We start from the raw sequence: 17762 nt of genomic DNA, 5'->3' as shown, positions 1-17762 counted from the left end.
AAGTCCGGGGGCGGCCCTACCCTCGCAGAGATAGTGCAGGAACCTTTAATAAACAAGGGCGCTAAAACGCCGCCGGGACACGGCGATTGCGGAGGACAGGGTGGGGACCACGCAGTTGGAAGCGGCACCGGAGCCGAAGTACTGGCACCTCAGGACCGTGCTCAGCGAGGCGCTCGACTCCGAGTTCGCCGTCGGGGAGATCCTGCCGAACGAGCGTGATCTCGCGGCCCGCTTCGGCGTCGCCCGCGCCACACTCCGCCAGGCACTGGAGCAGCTGGAGCTGGAGGGCCGGCTGCAGCGCCGCCGCGGCGTCGGCACCACGGTCGCACCGCCCCGCATGGGCGTGGACGTCTCCGCCACCGGCCACGACTGGCCGGGCGGCAGCGGGGACGCGTGGCAGGCAGTGGACTGCGCCCTCGACGTGCCGCCCACCGCCGTGGCCGACGCGCTGGCGACGGCCCCCGGCGAGCGCGTGCACGTGCTGCGCCGTACGCGCGTCTCGCACGGGCAGCCCGTCGCCGCCGAGCTGCTCTACGTCCCGGCCGCCTCGGTGCCCGACGTCACCGCCATAGACACCCCGTCCGGCGCCGCACGCGCGCGTGCCGTCCTGCGCGAGCTCCAGCGCCTCGGCCTCGACGGCCAGGACCGCGCGGTCGAGCTCGGTTCGGCCCGCGCCGACGACGCCAAGGAACTGGACCGCCTCCCCGGCGCCCCCGTCCTGGTCGTGACGACGCGCTACTTCAGCGAAGGCATCACGGCGGCGGTCTCCATGGCCACGTACCGCGCCGACACCTGCCGCCTCACCTTCGGCGACTCGCCCGGCGTGGAGATCCACCACGGCCCGCAGACCCAGGCTTCCTGAGGCGGGTCACCGAGGCTTGTGACGCACGTCCCGGGCGCGCCCGGGACGTGCGGGGCGACCGACGCTCAGTGGGACGCCAGCACCAGGGCGAGCCCCACGAGCGCCGGTACGGTCTGCACGAAGAGGATCTTCCGGCTGGCCGTGGCGGCTCCGTACACGCCGGCCACGGCCACGCACACCAGGAAGAACACCCGCACCTGGAAGCCCACGGGATCGGACGCCACCGCGCCCCACACGAGACCGGCGGCGAGAAAGCCGTTGTACAGCCCCTGATTGGCGGCGAGCGCCTTCGTCTCGGAGGCGAAGTCGAGGCTGGTTCCGAAGGCGGCCCGGGCCCGCGCGCCGGTCCACAGGAACATTTCCAGGACCAGGATGTAGGCGTGCAGCGCGGCAATGAGCAGCACCACGACCGTTGCGATGATCGACATGGGGAACAGGTTCACACACCGCGGGTCCGTGTGCGGATCAGGCGGGCCCGGCACCGGGTCCGCCGACGAGAGGCGCCCCGCAGGGCGCCGACCTCACCGGCGGGCCGTGACCGTCCCCTCCGTGGCGAACAGCTGCTCCTCCACGTGGTCGAGAGCCAGGCGCAGCGCCCCCGTGGCGACGGCCGCCTCCCCGAGCAGCGACAGGGCCACCCGGGGCGGCCGCAAGCAGTAGCGCTCCAGCTCGCTCCGGAGCGGGTCCAGCACTCCGTCCAGCCCCGCGGCCCACCCGCCGACGACCACCAGTTCCGGGTCGAGCGCGAGCACCAGCGCCGCGACATCGTGCACGAGCCGCTGGATGAACCGCTCCATCGCGGCCCCGGCCTGCTCGTCGCCCTGCCGTGCCAGCGCGAACACCTTCGCCACGGCCTGCTCGTCCAGCGGGTGCAGCGGCTCGTCCGTGGTCGACAGCAGCGTCTCGGGCCGCACCTCGCGGCCCAGCAGGTGCAGCGCCCCGATCTCGCCCGCGGCGCCCCCGTACCCCCGGTGCAGCCGTCCGCCGATCAGCGAACCGGCACCAGGGCTGAGCCCGGCCATCACGAACACCATGTCGTCCGTGTCGACACCGGCGCCCTTCCAGTGCTCGGCGACGGCCGCCGTGTTGGCGTCGTTCTCCACGATCACCGGGCACTTGAAGGACCGTCGCAGCCGCTCGCCCAGCGGCAGTCCCGTCCACCCGGGCAGCGCCGTGCCGAGCCGTACCGTGCCGTCCGCCTCGACGATCCCGGGGCTGCCCACGCCGACCGCGCGCAGCGAGTCGCGCGGCACGCCCGCGCGGCGCAGCAGATCGGCGACGACCCCACGCAACCGGTCGATGCGCTCGTCCGCGGGAGCGGCCTCGTCGACGTCCTTGGAGGCCGAGCCGAGGATCCTGCCGTCGAGCGCGGAGAGCACCGCGGCCACCCGGTGCGGCCCGATCTCCAGGCCCAGCAGATGCCCGGCCTCGGCCCGGAAGCGGAACTTCCGCGCGGGCCGTCCCTGGCGCCGCGCACCCGGCTCCTCGACCGACGTCTCCACGACGAGTCCGGCCTCGATGAGCCCTTCGACCACGCCCTCGACGGTCGGCCGCGAAAGCCCCGTGACGCGCGTGATCTCGGTCAGCGTCGCGAAATCCGTGGCACGCAGCGCGTGCAGCACCACCGCGGAATTGATCCGCCTGAGCAGAGAGGGATCCCCGCCGGTCAGCCGCCCCAACGTCAGTCCTCCCAGCTAGTGCCCGTGTCCGCCGGATCGTACTCGCCGGAGCCGACAGCGGCGAGGCCCGGGTGCACTTCTGTGGCGCCGTCCGCTCAGCCGGGCAGGGGGCGAAACGGACGAGTAGGACCTCAGCCCGGCGCGACGAAACCGGATTCGTACGCGGCGATCACCGCCTGGGTGCGATCCCGCGCCCCCAGCTTGGCCAGCACGGCGCTCACGTGCGACTTGACCGTCTCGGTGCCGACGACGAGATCCGCGGCGATCTCCGCGTTCGACAGCCCCCGCGCCATCAGCCGCAGCACCGCCGACTCCCGCTCGGTCAGCGCCGCGCGCTCCATCGCGGCCCGCGCGGTGGGGTTGCCGTGCTCGGCGGCGAGTTTGCGCAACGAGGCCGGGAAGAGGAGGGACTCGCCCGCCGCGACGAGCCGCACCGCGTGCACGATCTCGGCCGGCCGCGCCCGCTTCAGCAGAAACCCGTCGGCACCCGCGCGCAGCGCCCCGTAGACGTACTCGTCGTTCTCGAAGGTCGTGATCACGAGGACCTTCGGCGGCTCGGACACGGTGCGCAGCACCGCGCGCGTGGCCTCGATCCCGTCGAGCAGCGGCATACGGACGTCCATGGCGACCACGTCGGGACGCAGCTCGCGCACCAACGGCACCACGGCCGCGCCGTCCGCCGCCTCGCCCACCACCGTGATGTCGGGCTGCGCTTCGAGGACGGCCCGCAGGCCCGCGCGGACCAGGGGTTCGTCGTCGACCAGGAGGACAGTGAGGGGCACGCCGCCAGCCTAGATCACCCCACCGGCAGTTCGACGTGCACCTGCCATGCATCCCCGTGGGGGCCGGTCCGCGCTTCCCCGCCGAGCAGGGCCGCCCGTTCCCGGACGCCCCGCAGACCGCTCCCCGTGCCCCCCGTGGCGGACACGCGACCTGAAGGCAGCGGATTGCGCACCTCCAAGGTGAGCTGCCGGTCGGCGACTTGGAGGAGGACCGTGACCGGAACGGTTCCGCAGTGCCGCAGTACGTTCGTCAGCGCTTCCTGAAGGATGCGGTAGCCCTCCCGCGACACCGGGCCCGGCACGGTCTCCAGCGGTCCCGACACCGTCACCTCCACCTTCGTCCCCGAGGCCCGCGCCGAGTCGAGCAACCGGTCCGCCTCCTGGAGCGTCGGGCGGCTGCTCGCCGGCCGCTCGGCCTCCCGCAGCACCACCAGGACCCGCTCCAGATCCTCCAGCGCGGCCCGGCCCGTCTCCTCGATGGCGTCGAGCGCCCGGTCCGTGAACGCCGGATCGCCCGCGGCCCGCGCCGCCCCCGCCTGCACCACCGCCACCGTCAGCGCGTGCCCGATCGAGTCGTGCAGTTCCCGCGCGATGCGATTGCGCTCCAGAAGCTGCTCGGTACGCTCCTCCAGGGCCGCGAGCCGCTCCGTGGCCGACGGCCCGAGCAGCGTCAGAGCGGCCCGCGCCGTCAGCCGTCCGGCGCCCACGACCGCGTACAGCAGGACGAGCAGCACGACAGGGACGAGCAGCACGGACGCCCGGCCCCAGTCCGGCCGCGGCACCACGGACAGCCCGTCCGTCGCACGGCCCGCCGCGGCGCCCGTCAACTCCAGCACCAGCGCCATCAGTTGGCTGGTGGCGAGGGCGACCGACAGGCCGAGGACGAGGCGCAGCACCAGCCACGCGGCGGTCCTTCCCCGGTCCGCCCAGGACGCCGACGGGGCGACCGAGACCCGGCTCTCCTCGCCGCTGCCCGCCACGCGCGCGTGCCCGCCCGGAAAGAGCATCAGCCGCGCCTGCAAGCCCTCCGCCCGCCGGGCCACAGGAAGCAGCGCGAACGCCACCACGAACGGCACGGGCACCACGTACACGAGCAGCCAGTCACGAGCCGTCGGCGACGAAAGACCCGGAAAGACGGCGCCGCACACGAACGCGAACGCCGCCGCGCACAGCAGATGGAGCCAGCGGGTGTACGTGACCGCGCGGACGAGCGGTACCAGGAAGCGGGGCATACGGGCATCGTGCCAAACGACAGGTCCCGGGAGGCTCCCCCGGGCGGGGGAGACGATCTCCACCGACGGGGGAGGACCGCACCCCGTCCCGCCCGCGAGGCTGAGGCCATGACCAGCATCGACGTCCAGGACCTCACCAAGGAGTACGGCACGACGCGCGCCGTGGACCGGCTGACCTTCCGGGTCGCGCCCGGCCGTGTCACCGGCTTCCTCGGCCCGAACGGCGCCGGCAAGTCCACCACCCTGCGGCTCGCCCTCGGCCTCGACCGTCCCACCTCCGGGACCGCGCTCATCGGCGGCCGCCCCTATGTCACGTACGACGAACCGCTGCGCACCGTGGGCGCGCTGCTCGACCCGCAGGCCGCCCACGGTGCCCGCACGGCGCACGACCACCTGCTCGCCCTCGCCGTCAGCAACCGCATCCCCGCGCGGCGGGTCGGGGAGGTCCTCGAACAGGCGGGCATCGCCGCCGTGGCGAAGCGCCGCGTCAAGACGTTCTCGCTCGGCATGCGACAACGGCTCGGCATCGCGGCGACGCTGCTGGGCGACCCCGAAGTGGTGATCCTCGACGAGCCGTCCAACGGGCTCGACCCCGAAGGCATCATCTGGATCCGGGAGTTGATGCGCGACCTCGCGCGCGCGGGACGCACGGTGCTGGTCTCCAGCCACCTCATGAACGAGACCGCGACCTTCGCCGACCACCTCGTGATCCTCGGCCGCGGACGCCTGCTCGCCGACACCCCCATGACCGACTTCATCGCCGCCCACAGTGCCCGCAGGGTCCGGGTGCGCACCACCGAACCCGTCCGGCTGCGCGCCGCACTCGCGCGCGCGGGGCACACCGTCGTGCGCGACGACGACGGCCACTGCACGGTCGACGGCGTCACGGCCGCGGACGTCGGGACCCTGGCCGCGGCCGACGGCATCCCGGTCCTCGAACTCGCCGACGAACGGGCCTCCTTGGAGGAGGCCTACCTCGCCCTGACCGCAGGCGCCGCCGAGTTCGCCGCCGCACCCCTCCAGGAGGCCTGAACCATGTCGACCGCCACGTCCGCCAGCGCGGTGCTGCACTCCGAGTGGATCAAGATCCGGTCGCTGCGCGGCAGTCTCGGCTCGCTGATCGCCGTCTTCGCGGCCACCGTCGCCGTCACCGTCCTGGTCTTCGCCACCGTCGGGCAGTCCGAGGCGGAGAGCGGCGACGACCTGCTTTTCGGCGCCTTCTACGCCTTGAACTTCGGCCAGATCGCCGCCCTGGCCTTCGGGGCCACCGCGGTCTCCGGCGAGTTCCTGAACGGGGCGCTGCGCGTCTCCTTGGCGGCCGTCCCCCGCCGCGGTCTCTTCTACGCGGCGAAGACGGCCGTCATCGGTGGCTGTGCCTTCGCCGTCGGCACACTCACCACCTTCACGGCGTTCGTCGCCGGGCAGGCGTTCATGGGCGACGACGCGCTGCAGCTCGGCGACCCGGGTGCGGTGCGGGCCTGCGTCGGCGGCGGTCTGTATCTCGCGCTCATGGCGCTGTTCGCGGCGGGCCTGACCGCCGGCTTGCGCAGCGCCGTTGCCGTGCTGAGCATCCTCGTGCCGTTCCTGCTGATCGTGTCGTTCGTGATCGGCGACCTGGCGGGCTCGGCCGCCGACTACCTGCCCGACCGGGCCGGCCAACAGGTGCTGCGCCAGGACGCCGTGGGTTCCCTGGGCCCCTGGACAGGACTCGCTGTGACCGCGCTGTGGGCCGCGGCCGCCGTCGCCGCCGGCTGGTGGAGCGTGCGCCGCAGGGACGCCTGACGGACCGTCGGCCCGTTGTCAGTGGCGGACGCTTTACTGGATCCATGAACACCGCGGAGCAACTCGCGACGATCGACGGGCTGTGGTCCCGGCCCTTCCCGGCCGACCACGGCAGGTCGGCCGCGGGATGGGGCGGGCCCGGGTACGTGGTGGCGGAGCTGACGCGGCGGCACGGCGCGCGCGAGGAGGCCGAGGACCAGGCGGAGGCGGACCGCGACGGCCTGACGGCCCTGCTGGACGGGCGCTGGGGAGAGCCGTACCGGTTCAGCCTCTGGAGCGTGCACACACGCGCGCTGGAGCACGGCGAGGAGATACCCGAGCCCTGGGACTGGCTCAGCGCCTGCGCCCAGGACCTGCACCTGTGGAGCGTCGGCGAGCGCTGGGTCGCCCTCGCCGTCGCCCACCAAGGAGACGACTCGCCGTACCAGCTCCTCGCCGTGGTCACCGACGTGGCGCCGCCCTAGGGAGGGGTGCTCGGGGACGCGTTGGAGGAACTCCCGTGCAACTATGGGATCTTGAGCACCGTCGGCACCCCGCAGCACACGAATGGAGAGCACATGAGCGACGACAGCGCGCAGCAGCAGGGGGCCGAGGGGCGGATCTCCGCGCACATCGCGCACAACGCCCGCGTGTGGAACTACTGGCTGGGCGGCAAGGACCACTACGAGGTGGACGAGCAGGTCGGCGACATGGTCACGTCCATGTACCCGAGCATCGGCGAGGTGGCCCGCGCCGACCGCGCCTTCCTCGGCCGCGCCGTCACGTACCTCGCCGGGGAGGCGGGCATCCGCCAGTACCTCGACATCGGCACGGGCCTGCCGACCGTGGAGAACACGCACGAGGTCGCCCAGCGCATCGCCCCCGACTCCCGCGTCGTCTACGTGGACAACGACCCGATCGTGCTGACCCACGCCCGCGCGCTGCTCACCAGCTCCACGCAGGGCGCCACCAGCTACGTCGACGCGGACGCGCACGACCCGCGCGCGATCGTCGCGGCCGCGTCCGAGACCCTCGACTTCGACCGGCCTGTGGCGATCATGCTGCTCGGCATCCTGAACTTCGTCCTCGACACCGACAAGGCCACCGCGATCGTGCGGGAGCTCGTCGAGGCCATCCCCTCCGGGAGCTACGTGGTCCTCACCCACCCCACCCTGGAGCTGGGCGGGGAGGGCAACGAGGAGGCGATGAAGTTCTGGAACGAGAACGCGACGCCGCCGATCACCGCCCGCACCGGAGCCGAGGTGAAGGCGTTCCTCGACGGCTTGGAGATCCTGGAACCGGGCCTCGTCTCCTGCGCCCGCTGGCGCACCGAGGGCACCGAAGAGGGCCCGCTGGTCGCCCAGTTCGGGGTCGTGGCCCGCAAGCCGTAGCCGGACCGGGGGAGTTCACCCGGCGGCGGCCTCCCGCAGCCGAGCGAACTCCTCCGCCATGGTCTGCGCCGTCCAGTGGGCGTTGAGACCACTGGGGTTCGGCAGCGCCCACACCCGGGCGCCGCCGATCGTCCGCTCCTGCGGTCCGATCTTCGCCCGGGGCTCGCCGAACGCCGACCGGTACGCGGTCACGCCCACCACCGCGAGCCACTCCGGCTTCAGCCGTGCGACCTTCTCCTCCAGGAGACGGCCGCCCTCCCGGTACTCCTCGGCGCTCAGCTCGTCCGCACGCGCCGTGGCCCGCGCGACGACGTTCGTGATGCCGAGCCCGTACGTGAGCAGTTCCTCCTGCTCGGACGGCTTGAGCAGCCGGGGCGTGAAGCCGGACAGGTGCAGCACGGGCCAGAAGCGGTTGCCGGGCCGCGCGAAGTGATGGCCGGTGGCCGCCGTCATCAGGCCGGGGTTGATGCCGCAGAACAGAACGCGGAGGCCGCCCGCGACGACGTCCGGAACCGGACGGTCGCGAGCGGCCTCCAGGTCCGCTGCGGTGAGCCGCGTCAGAGGATCGCCCCAGGCGTGTACCCGGCGGCCTCCGGGTGCTGCTTGACGATCTCCTCGATCCGGCCGACGACCTGGCCGACCTGACCGGCCGCGGCGCCCGTGAAGGAGAGCTTGTCGGCCATCAGCCCGTCGAGCTGCGCACGGTCCAGCGGGATCCGGGCGTCGGCGGCCAGCTTGTCGAGGAGCTCGTTGCGCTCGGCGCCCTGCTCGCGCATGGCGAGGGCGGAGGCGACGGCGTTCTCCTTGATGGCCTCGTGGGCCTCCTCGCGGCCCACGCCCGCGCGCACCGAGGCCATGAGCACCTTGGTGGTGGCGAGGAACGGCAGGTAGCGGTCCAGCTCACGGGCGACGACGGCGGGGAACGCGCCGAACTCGTCGAGGACCGTCAGGAACGTCTCCAGCAGCCCGTCGAGCGCGAAGAACGCGTCCGGCAGCGCCACACGCCGTACGACCGAGCACGAGACGTCGCCCTCGTTCCACTGGTCGCCTGCCAGTTCGCCGGTCATCGACGCGTAGCCGCGCAGGATGACCATGAGGCCGTTGACGCGCTCGCAGGAGCGGGTGTTCATCTTGTGCGGCATCGCGGACGAGCCGACCTGGCCCGGCTTGAAGCCCTCGGTGACCAGCTCGTGCCCGGCCATCAGACGGATCGTCTTGGCCAGCGAGGAGGGGGCCGCGGCGAGCTGCACCAGCGAGGTGACGACCTCGTAGTCGAGCGAGCGCGGGTAGACCTGGCCGACGGAGGTGAACGCCTGCGCGAAGCCCAGGTGACCGGCGATCCGGTCCTCCAGGTCCGCGAGCTTGTCGGTGTCGCCGCCGAGCAGGTCGAGCATGTCCTGCGCGGTGCCGACCGGGCCCTTGATACCGCGCAGCGGGTAGCGGGTGAGCAGCTCCTCGACCCGGCCGTACGCGACGAGCAGCTCGTCGGCGGCGGTCGCGAAGCGCTTGCCGAGGGTGGTGGCCTGCGCGGCGACGTTGTGCGAGCGGCCCGCCATGACCAGCTCCGCGTACTCGCCGGACAGCTTGCCCAGGCGCGCGAGGACGGCCACGGAGCGGTCGCGGATCAGCTCCAGAGAGAGTCGGATCTGCAGCTGCTCGACGTTCTCGGTCAGGTCGCGCGAGGTCATGCCCTTGTGGACCTGCTCGTGCCCGGCGAGCGCGTTGAACTCCTCGATGCGGGCCTTCACGTCGTGCCGCGTGACCTTCTCGCGCTCGGCGATCGAGGCCAGGTCGACCTGGTCCAGCACTCGCTCGTAGTCGGCGATCGCGGCGTCAGGCACCTCGATCCCGAGGTCCTTCTGAGCCTTCAGCACGGCGAGCCAGAGCCGACGCTCCAGCTTCACCTTCTCCTCGGGGGACCAGAGGGTGGCGAGTTCGGCGGAGGCATAGCGTCCGGCGAGAACGTTCGGGATACGGGGCTTTGCAGGCGCAGTCACGTGTACGGAGTTTACCGGGCGTCCCTACAGGCTCCGAACCGTCCATCGAATGTAGGAACGTACAGGTCAGAGGCTCTTTGGGTGTTTGCGTCACACGACGTGCGTGAGAGGGGTGTGAGAGATATGTGAGATGCAGACGCTTCCTGGGGCGAACGACAGCGAACTGGGAGCGCTCAGCCCGGGGCGTCCAGGCGAGGACCTGGACCGTTCACGGTCCGAAACGATGGCGTTTGCTCCCTCTGTCTGGACGTCGTGATCCCGGTTCGTCGGCGGTGTTGGTGAATCGCATGTGACTGCTGGGGAGCATCGAAGCCCCGCCGGGTGATGCCGGCGGGGCTTCGTCATGCAGTGGGTCACGAGGCTGTTGTGACTGCATCGGGGCCTCGGTTGTACTCGGGCTCACCGGTTTCTAGAACGCGCAGGAGGGACGCGGTGACGACGCGAGATGCTCGGCCGATCAGCAGCACGCGGCACGGGAACTCGCCTCTCCGGACGAGGTCGTATCCCTTTGACCGCGACATTCCGAACGCTCGGGCCGCGGCCTCGACGCTTGCGGTTCCGCTCCAGGTGGCGCGGATGCGGTCGGGGCTGAACGTGTCGTGCTGCATTTCGCTGTTCTGGCTGCTCATTCCTGTCTGTTCGCGCCTTTCAAGTAGGTCCTCAGGCAGAGGCGAGGAAGCGAGTGCTGATTTTGCGTCCTGCGGGTCGACGCTCTCCGATTGAACGACAGGTCGGAGATGCGCTGGCAGGTGTTCGGGGGCAGGATCAATGATCCGCGGAAAGGCCGGTTTCGGTAACCGGGATTTGCCCGCTACGATGCCGCGCTCACTGAGGAGCGCACGTTCGGCTGGCCCGGCGCTCGCTGCGATCGAACAGAGTCTGGATGCCGCCCCGAAGGAGGTACCGCCAGCGCGTTGTGAAGCAGCGTCCATACCTCGGGGCCATGTGGGGGAGTACCGCTTCATCATGGGTGCAGAGACCGTCCGCCCATGATGAGATCTTCTTGAAGTCGTCTACCTCGCCCCGCTGACCAGGGCATTTGCACTACCGGGGTGCCTTGACCTGGTGTGATGCCTCTTTCTGGGTCTTTCACGCTCGGTCAGCTCTATGCGGCCGGTTCTCCCCACGGGCTCCCCAGGAAGCTCGATTCTCCCCAGATTCTCCCCAGCGAGCTTGTCTGGTGGGCCGTGCCGGATGGGCTCGAAGGCCCGTTGGCCGGTCACTCCACGCAACGACCGGGCCCCTACGTTGGTGCCAGTTGGGCTCGCAGGGTGGAGGCGGCTCGACCTGTTCCCGATGACCCATCATGTGGAGTGTGTCGCCATCCTCGAACCGACCGCAATGGGCTCCTGAGCTGCGGTTTTATGCGTGCGCATGATGTGCGGTGTGGGCGTTACGGGCGATATATTGACGCTGAAATGACGCTCGAGACGCTCATTTGACGCTCGTTCTGATGGAGTGTCAGGGGCCTTGTCGGGCAGGTCAGACCCTGACAAGGTGGCGAGCATCGAGGGGGCGCCGAGGGCAGGCGACGCTGAGCGTTGGACCTACTGAGTCGTGCTGATCAGATGTCCCGGAAGAGACCGATGGACACGGTGACCTGCCGCGATGCCTGGCTTGAGGTCGCTGACCAGTGCGAATGGCCTTGCGGCTGTTTCACGCTCATGCCGCTTAATAAGGCTGGAAGTCCCAGAAAAGTCCCAGGGAATCCCAGGGCCGACTGGCAGCTTTCGGCTCTGTACGGCACTACGGGCGCCGGTCGAACGGTTTCGTTTCCAGTGAGGGTGGTGGAGCCTGGGCGCCGAGTGACGTGATCCGGACGTACTCGTGCTGGACCTGATGATCGACGACGGGTCCGCGATCGCTGGTGGCGGGCCGGCCGTGCCACGAGCCGTACTCCGCCGGGAGGCGCACCATCGAGAGCCTCTCTGGAGCGTCCAGGCGATCGCGTCGATTGCCTGCGGGTGGTCGCGCCCGCGCCCGCCCCGCCTCGGCATCCGTGGGCTTTGGCCTGGGAGTGAGCCAGTATCGGCCGTGTCGAGGTCCCGCAGCGGTGAACGAGCGGCGGCCGCCATGCTGTGGCCCCGGACAGGGGTCCGGGGCCACAGCATGGGTGGGACGGGTCAGGTGGAGTGTCCCCGTAGGAGACGGATCATGGCGTGGTAGAGCTCCGCGCGCGGTGGTGCCTTGGGCAGGGCGACGGGGGGCGCGTCCTTGGTGGCGTAGGCCCGCAGCAGTTGTGCGGTGAGCCGGCGCGAGGCGTCGGAGGTCGGGCCTGCCGCGCGCAGGACACCGGAGTTGGCCATCAGCAGGATGGTGAGGTCGCGTTCGCTGAAGTCCTGGCGCAGATGGCCGATCTCCTTGGCCCGGGAGATGAGGTCGAGGACACGGCGTTCCGCTTCGGCACGTCGGGTCTCCACGGTGCCATCGGGGAATGTGAGGGTCAGGACCTCGAGGAAGGCCGGATCCGAGGCTTGCAAGGTGCAGACGCACTGGACGTAGTCGGTGAAGCCCTGCCAGGGGTCCGGGTTTTTCGAGCAGGTGGTCACGAGGTTGTTGTAGACGTCGACGCGGTCCTTGAACACGGCTTCGATGAGGAGTTCCTTGGTGGCGAAACGACGGAACAGGGTGGCGTTGCCGACGTCGGCCTCGCGTGCGACAGCTGTCATCGAGACACCGAGACCTTCGCGGGAGAAGAGGCGGTGGGCCGCCGCCAGGATGCGCTCGCGGTTGCGCTCGGCGTCGGCGCGCAGTGCCTCCGCGGGTTTCGGGCCCGGCGGCAGGTCGGTGGTCACGGTTTGCTGAGCCACAGGTCGGGGCCGAACACCTCGTAGTGGATGGATCTGGGGCTCAGGCCGTGGTCGAGCAGGTCGGTGCGGACTGCCTTCATGAAGGCCAGGGGGCCGCACAGGAATGCCGTGGTGTCGGGCGCGGGGGAAAGGCGGGCGATGTCGGTCAGGCCCTCGTTCACATGGACCGCGACGGCGTCCGGGTGGTCGATGTCCTCGTACCACACGTGTAGTGAGGCGTGCGGGAGCCGCTCGGTCAGTTCGACGAGTTCGAGCCGGTGGGCGTGATCGGCGGGGGAGCGGTCCGCGTGGACGACGGTGACGGGCCGGTCGGGTGAGGCAGTGGCCAGGTGCTCCAGCATCGCCAGCATGGGGGTGATGCCGATGCCCGCCGAGGCGAGCAGCAACGGGCCGTCACCCTGGTCGAGCAGGAGGTCGCCGAAGGGGAGGGAGACCTGGAGCGTGTCGCCGGGGCGGGCGTGGGCGTGCAGCCAGGAGGAGACCTCACCCTCGGGAACGCTGCCGCCGGGGGAGTGCTCCCGCTTGACGGTGATGCGCCAGGTCTTGAGGCCAGGGGCCGAGGAGAGGCTGTACTGCCGTATCTGGTGGGCCCCGTCGGGCAGTTCGACCCGCACGCTGACGTACTGGCCGGGGACGAAGGGGCCGGTCGGCGCCCCGTCGGCGCGTCGTAGGACGAGGGAGACCGCGTCGGGGGTCTCCTCGTGGCGGTCGCTGACCTCCATGGTCTGCCAGACGGCGCCGTCCTCGACCTGCGCCTGCGCGTACAGGCGCGCCTCCATGGCGATGAGGGCGTTGGCCATGAGCCAGTAGACCTCGTCCCAGGCGGCCGCCACCTCAGGGGTCACGGCGTCACCGAGGACCTGGGCGACGGCTCCCAGAAGGTGGCGGGCGACCAGCGTGTACTGGTCGGAGGTGATGCCGAGCGAGGCGTGCTTGTTCGCGATGCGGCCCAGGACGGCGTCCGGGCGCTCGTCCGGGTGGTCCACCAGCGCGGTCGCGAAGGCGGCGACGGCGCCGGCGAGCGCCTCACGCTGGGCGCCGTTCGCCTGGTTCGCCCGGTTGAACAAGTCGCGCAACAGTTCGGGCCGTTCCTCGAACATGCGGCGGTAGAAGAGTTCGGTGATGGTGCCGAGGGATGCCCCTACGGCAGGCAGGGTGGTACGCACGATCTGTGTGGATCGCTGGGACAGCATGCCGACTCCAAAATGGTAAATGAGATGCGTATTTTCCGGCGTGGGTCACCGCCGGTCTCTCATCCGTACTCGCATGATTGACCGGGCAGTGACTCACCTTGTGACAGATGCGGAGCACCCTGTGACGGTCAGGAGGAGAGGCCGCCGCGGTTCTTCAGGAACTCCAGCACGGTGGCGGCGAACAGGGCGGGCCGTTCGAGGTGGGCGAGGTGCCCGGTGTCCTTCAGGATCGCCGGCTCGGCGTCGGGCAGCCCCTGGTGCAGGAGCCGAGCCCAGCGCGGGCCGCAGATGAAGTCGTCGCTTCCGGCCAGGACCAGGGTTGCGGCGGTGATCCGGGACAGTTCCGCACGGACGTCGAAGGGGGCGCCCTGCCCCCGGTTGGGCTCCGCGTACATCCGCAGCAACCGGCGGGCGGGTCCGAACTCCCCTTCCCTGCCCCAGTAGTCGAAGAGATAGGCCGGCATGATCTGCCGCAAGACGGCCGTGGCGCCGTCGTCGTTGAGCGCGCCCAGCGGGGTGGTGAGGGCGTCGGTGTAACCGGCCACCTCGGGATGGGCGCCGACGTTGCGTTCCACGAACAGGTCCATGGCGGCGACAGCCGCCGACCAGAACGTTTCGTCCGCCACGGGAGAGGTGTCGTACAGAACGAGGCAGGCCAGGCGGTCCGGGTGCTCAAGAGCGTAGCGCTGGGCGACGAAACCGCCGTGGGAGTGGCCCAGCAGATGGATCCGTGGCTGTGCGAGGTGGTCGACGACCTGGTGCAGGAACTGCGCGTACGTGGGCACGGTGTAGTCGCGGGCGTCGGGCAGGCGCCCGGAGTTCCCGGTGCCGACCGGCTCGATGTACACCATGGTCAGGTGCTCTTCGAGTTCGGGGATCCTCAGGTAGTCCCAACCTATGCCCGGTCCGCCGGAATGAGCGACGCACACGGGGCCCGATCCGGCGACGTGGTAGCGCTGTTCGATGCGGGCAGGGCCGTGCCGGACAGTGAGGACATGAGTGCCGGGAGACAGCGGTGATGACTGGTACGAGTGGTTCACGCTGTCCGATGATCCGTGCGCGAAGGCGGTACTTCAAGAGGAAACGACACCGTTGATGACACTGTTATCGGTAGTGTCACTTCCCGGAGCCCGACAGTGTCATTTGGCGTGGCACGATGCGGTAGGCTGAATGCAGTGTTTCCGGCGCCGAGCTACCCCGCACGAGGACGCCGGGACACTGCCGCATCCGCTGCGCAGCACGTGGCGGGTGGCCGTGGCTCCCGGACGCCTTCTCGATCCCCCGCGAACCGGCGTCCGGGGGCCCGTGGTGTGTGCGGTTGGGCCACGGCGGAGGGCCTAGGACGGCAGAGAGCGGTAGAGGCCCCGGCCCGTGCGCCGGATGCGGGACGCGCCGACGAGTCGGTCGAGCGTGCTGCGGATCGCATTGATGCTCCCGCTGTCGGTGGCGCGGCCCAGCGCTGCCGCCACGTCGCGGGCGCGGACATCGGTGTCACCTGCCTGTGCGAGGTGGGCGAGGATCTGCTCCGTCAGCCTGCCGTAGGTGCGGTCCTCGCGGTGGGCCGCACGCGAAGGGGCTCGTGCCCCGGACACTCGCCGTTCGGGCCCCTCGACCGCCGCTTTCCCCGTGGTCCCGCGGGGGGTCTTCTCGCGCGGGGGCGGCTGCTGCGTGGATGCTGTGGGGGCGGGCCGGGGCGTGGCGGTGGGTTGCGCCGCGGGCGGTGGGTCCGCCTGGCCCGTCATCACACTTTCCAGAGCGTGCACGGCCCGGCGTACAGTGTCGAGATGGTCGGCTACGGCGGCGAGTTCCCGCTCCAACGACCGTTTCTGCAACTCCAGGCGGTCCAGCTCTCCTTGGAGGCTCTCAGCGGTGTTCTCGATGGTGCGTGCCGTGCGTGCCGTGCGTGCCGTACGTGCCATTCGTGATGCCGAAACCATTTCTCCCTCTCGCCCCCGACTCGCGTGCCACGCCCCGTCCAGCCGCGATGCGCCGCAACGATGCGTTCGGAACCCCGGCATGCGCTGGGATGACGATGCAGTGTGGATGGTGAAGGGCGTGTGCACAGGACTTGTCCACCGATTGTTGCCACTGTCATGGCAAACCGCAACGGTGCGTGCGCTATCGGAGCGTCGACCGTTCACCTTCTTGTACGCCGCGTTCGACGGCGTCGGTGGGACCACGGTTCCAGGCGCGCAACTTGTCCGGGTTGAGGACGGCCCACACGCGGGTGACCAGATCCCGGGTGACGGCGAAGCTGATGACCGCGGCGACCTTGTCGTGGTGGCCCACGACGAGGGCGGTGCGGCCGTTGGCAGGACGCAGCTGGAGGACGGTGTGGGGCTGCGGGGCGAGCAGGGTCAGCAGTGCGTGGCCCACCGCCCGACGGCCGTGCACCGGGCGGGACAGTGCGCGGACCTTGCCGCCACCGTCGAAATACGCGCTGACGTCCGGTGCCAGCAGGGACTCAAGACCCGCCGCATCCAGTGCGGCACATGCCCCGCGCACGGCGTGGACGACCTGGTCGTGCCGGTAGGGAGGCGTGGCACCTGCCCGGGGCTCACCCGGGCCGGGGCGGGCACGGCGGGCCGGTTCGGGCCAGGGGCCGGACCGTGGCCCCATGGTCTCCGTGACCGGCCGGGGCGGCGCGACGGGGACGGCGTCGAGAAAGAACGCGGCCTGTTCGGCCGGGGACAGTGTGTTCAGCGCCTTGCGCAGGATGTCTCCGACCTCTTCGGCCAGTGCCCGGCCGGGCACTGTGGCGGCTTCACCGGCGGCCGCGGGCGCGCCCTTCTGCAGGGGCAGCCGGGCCAGGCAGATGGTGCCCGTGGTTCTGGCCAGCCAGCTGCGCGGCTCGGTGATCCTCCTGCGCTGGGCGTCGCTCAGGGCGTACCACCGCCGGTAGGCATGGGCGACGACGTCCTCGGCCTCGGGGCCGAGGCCGAGCATCCAGGAGGCGACGTCCAGCAGATGCCGTCGCTCGTCGAGCAGCTCGGTGAGCGACGCTGCCTCACCAATGTCACCCATGGGGGTCCTCTCCTCCTGGGCCCCGCCACAGCCGCGGCGGGGCGTTCGTTGCACAGCAGACCGGGCGAGCGGGAATCCTGTGACAGGGGCCGGCGAGCACAGGGAGGGGCGGCTGAGCACGTCGGCGAGGCCGGGCGGCCCCGCGGTCGGCCGGAGGGCCGCACCATTAACACACGGTGTGACAAGATGTGATTCTCTCCCGCCCTGAGGCGCAGTCGTCTCCTGACGAAGGAATCACTCATGCCTGCCATCCTGATCCACGGCGTGCCCGACACCCACCACGTGTGGGACGGCGTGCGCCGGCACCTGACCCGCACCGATGTGGAGGCCTGGGACCTGCCCGGGTTCGGTGCCCCGCGTCCCAACGGATTCGGCTCCTCGAAGGAGGAGTACGTCGACTGGCTGATCCGACGCCTGGAGCGGGTCGGTGAGCCGGTGGACCTGGTCGGCCACGACTGGGGCTGCATCCTCACCCTGCGCGTCGCCTACCTGCGCCCCGATCTGGTGCGTACCTGGGCCGGCGGCAACGGGCCGGTCAACTCCGGTTATGTCTGGCACCCGTTGGCCAAGACCTGGCAGGACCAGGTCGAGGGCGACCGGTTCATGCGCGACCTGCGTGCGGAGCCGTTCGCAGCGGACCTGGCGGCCGGCTTCGACGTACCCCGCCGGCTGGCCGACGACATGGTGAGCCGCGTGGACGAGCCGATGAAGGACTCCGTCCTGAAGCTGTATCGCTCCGCCGTCACCATGGGGGCGGAGTGGGAACCGGGACTTGCGGCCGTGTCGGCGCCCTGTCTGGTGTTCTGGGGAGCACTCGACCCCGCGTGCCAGATCGAGTTCGGGCGCAAGCTCGGTGCCTCGCTGCATGCCTCCGCCGTGGTCGAAATGGACTGCAACCACTGGCCGCCGCTGCAGCGGCCTGCCGAGGTCGCAGAGATCCTGGAAGGCCACTGGAGCGCGCACGCTGGGGACTGACGACCGCTGCGACGGGCGCGGTTCCCACCCCGCGCCCGTCGCGCGTACACCAGCCA

General features: G+C 70.8%; 17 protein-coding genes. 6 read left to right on the top strand and 11 right to left on the bottom strand.

Annotated elements, in window-relative coordinates; translation table 11 throughout:
• The first annotated feature begins 100 nt into the window (after window positions 1-100).
• Window positions 101-862, top strand: a complete 762-nt coding sequence (locus tag J3486_RS14795; RefSeq protein ID WP_207820746.1) for a GntR family transcriptional regulator — start codon at window positions 101-103, stop codon at window positions 860-862.
• Between the two features lie 65 nt (window positions 863-927).
• On the opposite strand, the gene J3486_RS14790 is transcribed toward J3486_RS14795, so the two are convergent.
• The 4 genes from J3486_RS14790 to J3486_RS14775 all read right to left on the bottom strand — a co-directional run bounded on the left by J3486_RS14790 (window position 928) and on the right by J3486_RS14775 (window position 4555).
• A complete protein-coding gene (locus J3486_RS14790) occupies window positions 928-1290 on the bottom strand; it encodes a DUF1304 domain-containing protein (protein WP_207820745.1) in 363 nt (120 codons plus the stop codon).
• A 93-nt stretch (window positions 1291-1383) separates the two neighbouring features.
• Window positions 1384-2541, bottom strand: coding sequence for an ROK family transcriptional regulator (locus J3486_RS14785; RefSeq protein WP_207820744.1), 1158 nt, complete (start codon window positions 2539-2541; stop codon window positions 1384-1386).
• A 131-nt stretch (window positions 2542-2672) separates the two neighbouring features.
• On the bottom strand, window positions 2673-3323 hold the full coding sequence (locus J3486_RS14780; protein WP_207820743.1) for a response regulator transcription factor: 651 nt from the start codon (window positions 3321-3323) through the stop codon (window positions 2673-2675).
• Between the two features lie 14 nt (window positions 3324-3337).
• Entirely contained in the window at window positions 3338-4555 is a 1218-nt protein-coding gene (locus J3486_RS14775) for a sensor histidine kinase (protein WP_207820742.1), read from the bottom strand.
• 108 nt (window positions 4556-4663) lie between these two features.
• Here J3486_RS14775 and J3486_RS14770 point away from each other — a divergent pair, with 108 nt between their 5' ends.
• The 4 genes from J3486_RS14770 (at window position 4664) to J3486_RS14755 (ending at window position 7707) form a co-directional block, all read left to right on the top strand.
• Window positions 4664-5587: an ATP-binding cassette domain-containing protein gene (locus tag J3486_RS14770; protein WP_207820741.1), complete on the top strand. Its 924-nt coding sequence runs from the start codon at window positions 4664-4666 to the stop codon at window positions 5585-5587.
• A 3-nt stretch (window positions 5588-5590) separates the two neighbouring features.
• Window positions 5591-6337 carry an ABC transporter permease gene (locus tag J3486_RS14765; protein WP_207820740.1) on the top strand — a complete coding sequence of 249 codons (747 nt, stop codon included), beginning with the start codon at window positions 5591-5593 and terminating at the stop codon, window positions 6335-6337.
• A gap of 44 nt (window positions 6338-6381) precedes the next feature.
• On the top strand, window positions 6382-6801 hold the full coding sequence (locus J3486_RS14760) for a hypothetical protein (protein WP_207820739.1): 420 nt from the start codon (window positions 6382-6384) through the stop codon (window positions 6799-6801).
• A 93-nt stretch (window positions 6802-6894) separates the two neighbouring features.
• Entirely contained in the window at window positions 6895-7707 is an 813-nt protein-coding gene (locus J3486_RS14755; protein ID WP_207820738.1) for an SAM-dependent methyltransferase, read from the top strand.
• Between the two features lie 15 nt (window positions 7708-7722).
• Here J3486_RS14755 and mug read toward each other — a convergent pair whose 3' ends face one another.
• The 7 genes from mug to J3486_RS14720 all read right to left on the bottom strand — a co-directional run bounded on the left by mug (window position 7723) and on the right by J3486_RS14720 (window position 16731).
• Window positions 7723-8268 carry a G/U mismatch-specific DNA glycosylase gene (gene mug, locus J3486_RS14750; protein ID WP_207820804.1) on the bottom strand — a complete coding sequence of 182 codons (546 nt, stop codon included), beginning with the start codon at window positions 8266-8268 and terminating at the stop codon, window positions 7723-7725.
• The gene (gene purB, locus J3486_RS14745; protein WP_207820737.1) at window positions 8265-9704 is read right to left on the bottom strand and encodes an adenylosuccinate lyase; all 1440 of its coding nucleotides are present in this window, start codon (window positions 9702-9704) and stop codon (window positions 8265-8267) included. Before purB ends, mug begins: the two co-directional genes overlap by 4 nt.
• Window positions 9705-11827: 2123 nt before the next feature.
• Window positions 11828-12514, bottom strand: coding sequence for a TetR/AcrR family transcriptional regulator (locus J3486_RS14740; RefSeq protein ID WP_307804814.1), 687 nt, complete (start codon window positions 12512-12514; stop codon window positions 11828-11830).
• Window positions 12496-13707: a globin domain-containing protein gene (locus J3486_RS14735; RefSeq protein ID WP_207820736.1), complete on the bottom strand. Its 1212-nt coding sequence runs from the start codon at window positions 13705-13707 to the stop codon at window positions 12496-12498. Before J3486_RS14735 ends, J3486_RS14740 begins: the two co-directional genes overlap by 19 nt.
• 128 nt (window positions 13708-13835) lie before the next feature.
• Window positions 13836-14747, bottom strand: coding sequence for an alpha/beta fold hydrolase (locus tag J3486_RS14730; protein WP_207820735.1), 912 nt, complete (start codon window positions 14745-14747; stop codon window positions 13836-13838).
• A gap of 297 nt (window positions 14748-15044) precedes the next feature.
• Window positions 15045-15626, bottom strand: coding sequence for a hypothetical protein (locus J3486_RS14725; RefSeq protein WP_207820734.1), 582 nt, complete (start codon window positions 15624-15626; stop codon window positions 15045-15047).
• Window positions 15627-15825: 199 nt separating this feature from the next.
• Window positions 15826-16731, bottom strand: coding sequence for an RNA polymerase subunit sigma (locus J3486_RS14720; protein WP_207820733.1), 906 nt, complete (start codon window positions 16729-16731; stop codon window positions 15826-15828).
• 240 nt (window positions 16732-16971) lie between these two features.
• Here J3486_RS14720 and J3486_RS14715 point away from each other — a divergent pair, with 240 nt between their 5' ends.
• A complete protein-coding gene (locus J3486_RS14715) occupies window positions 16972-17706 on the top strand; it encodes an alpha/beta fold hydrolase (protein ID WP_207820732.1) in 735 nt (244 codons plus the stop codon).
• Window positions 17707-17762: the final 56 nt, after the last annotated feature.

It is taken from the genome of Streptomyces sp. VRA16 Mangrove soil (assembly GCF_017377775.1).
Lineage (GTDB): Bacteria > Actinomycetota > Actinomycetes > Streptomycetales > Streptomycetaceae > Streptomyces.
This window is presented reverse-complemented; position numbering and strand designations above follow the sequence as displayed.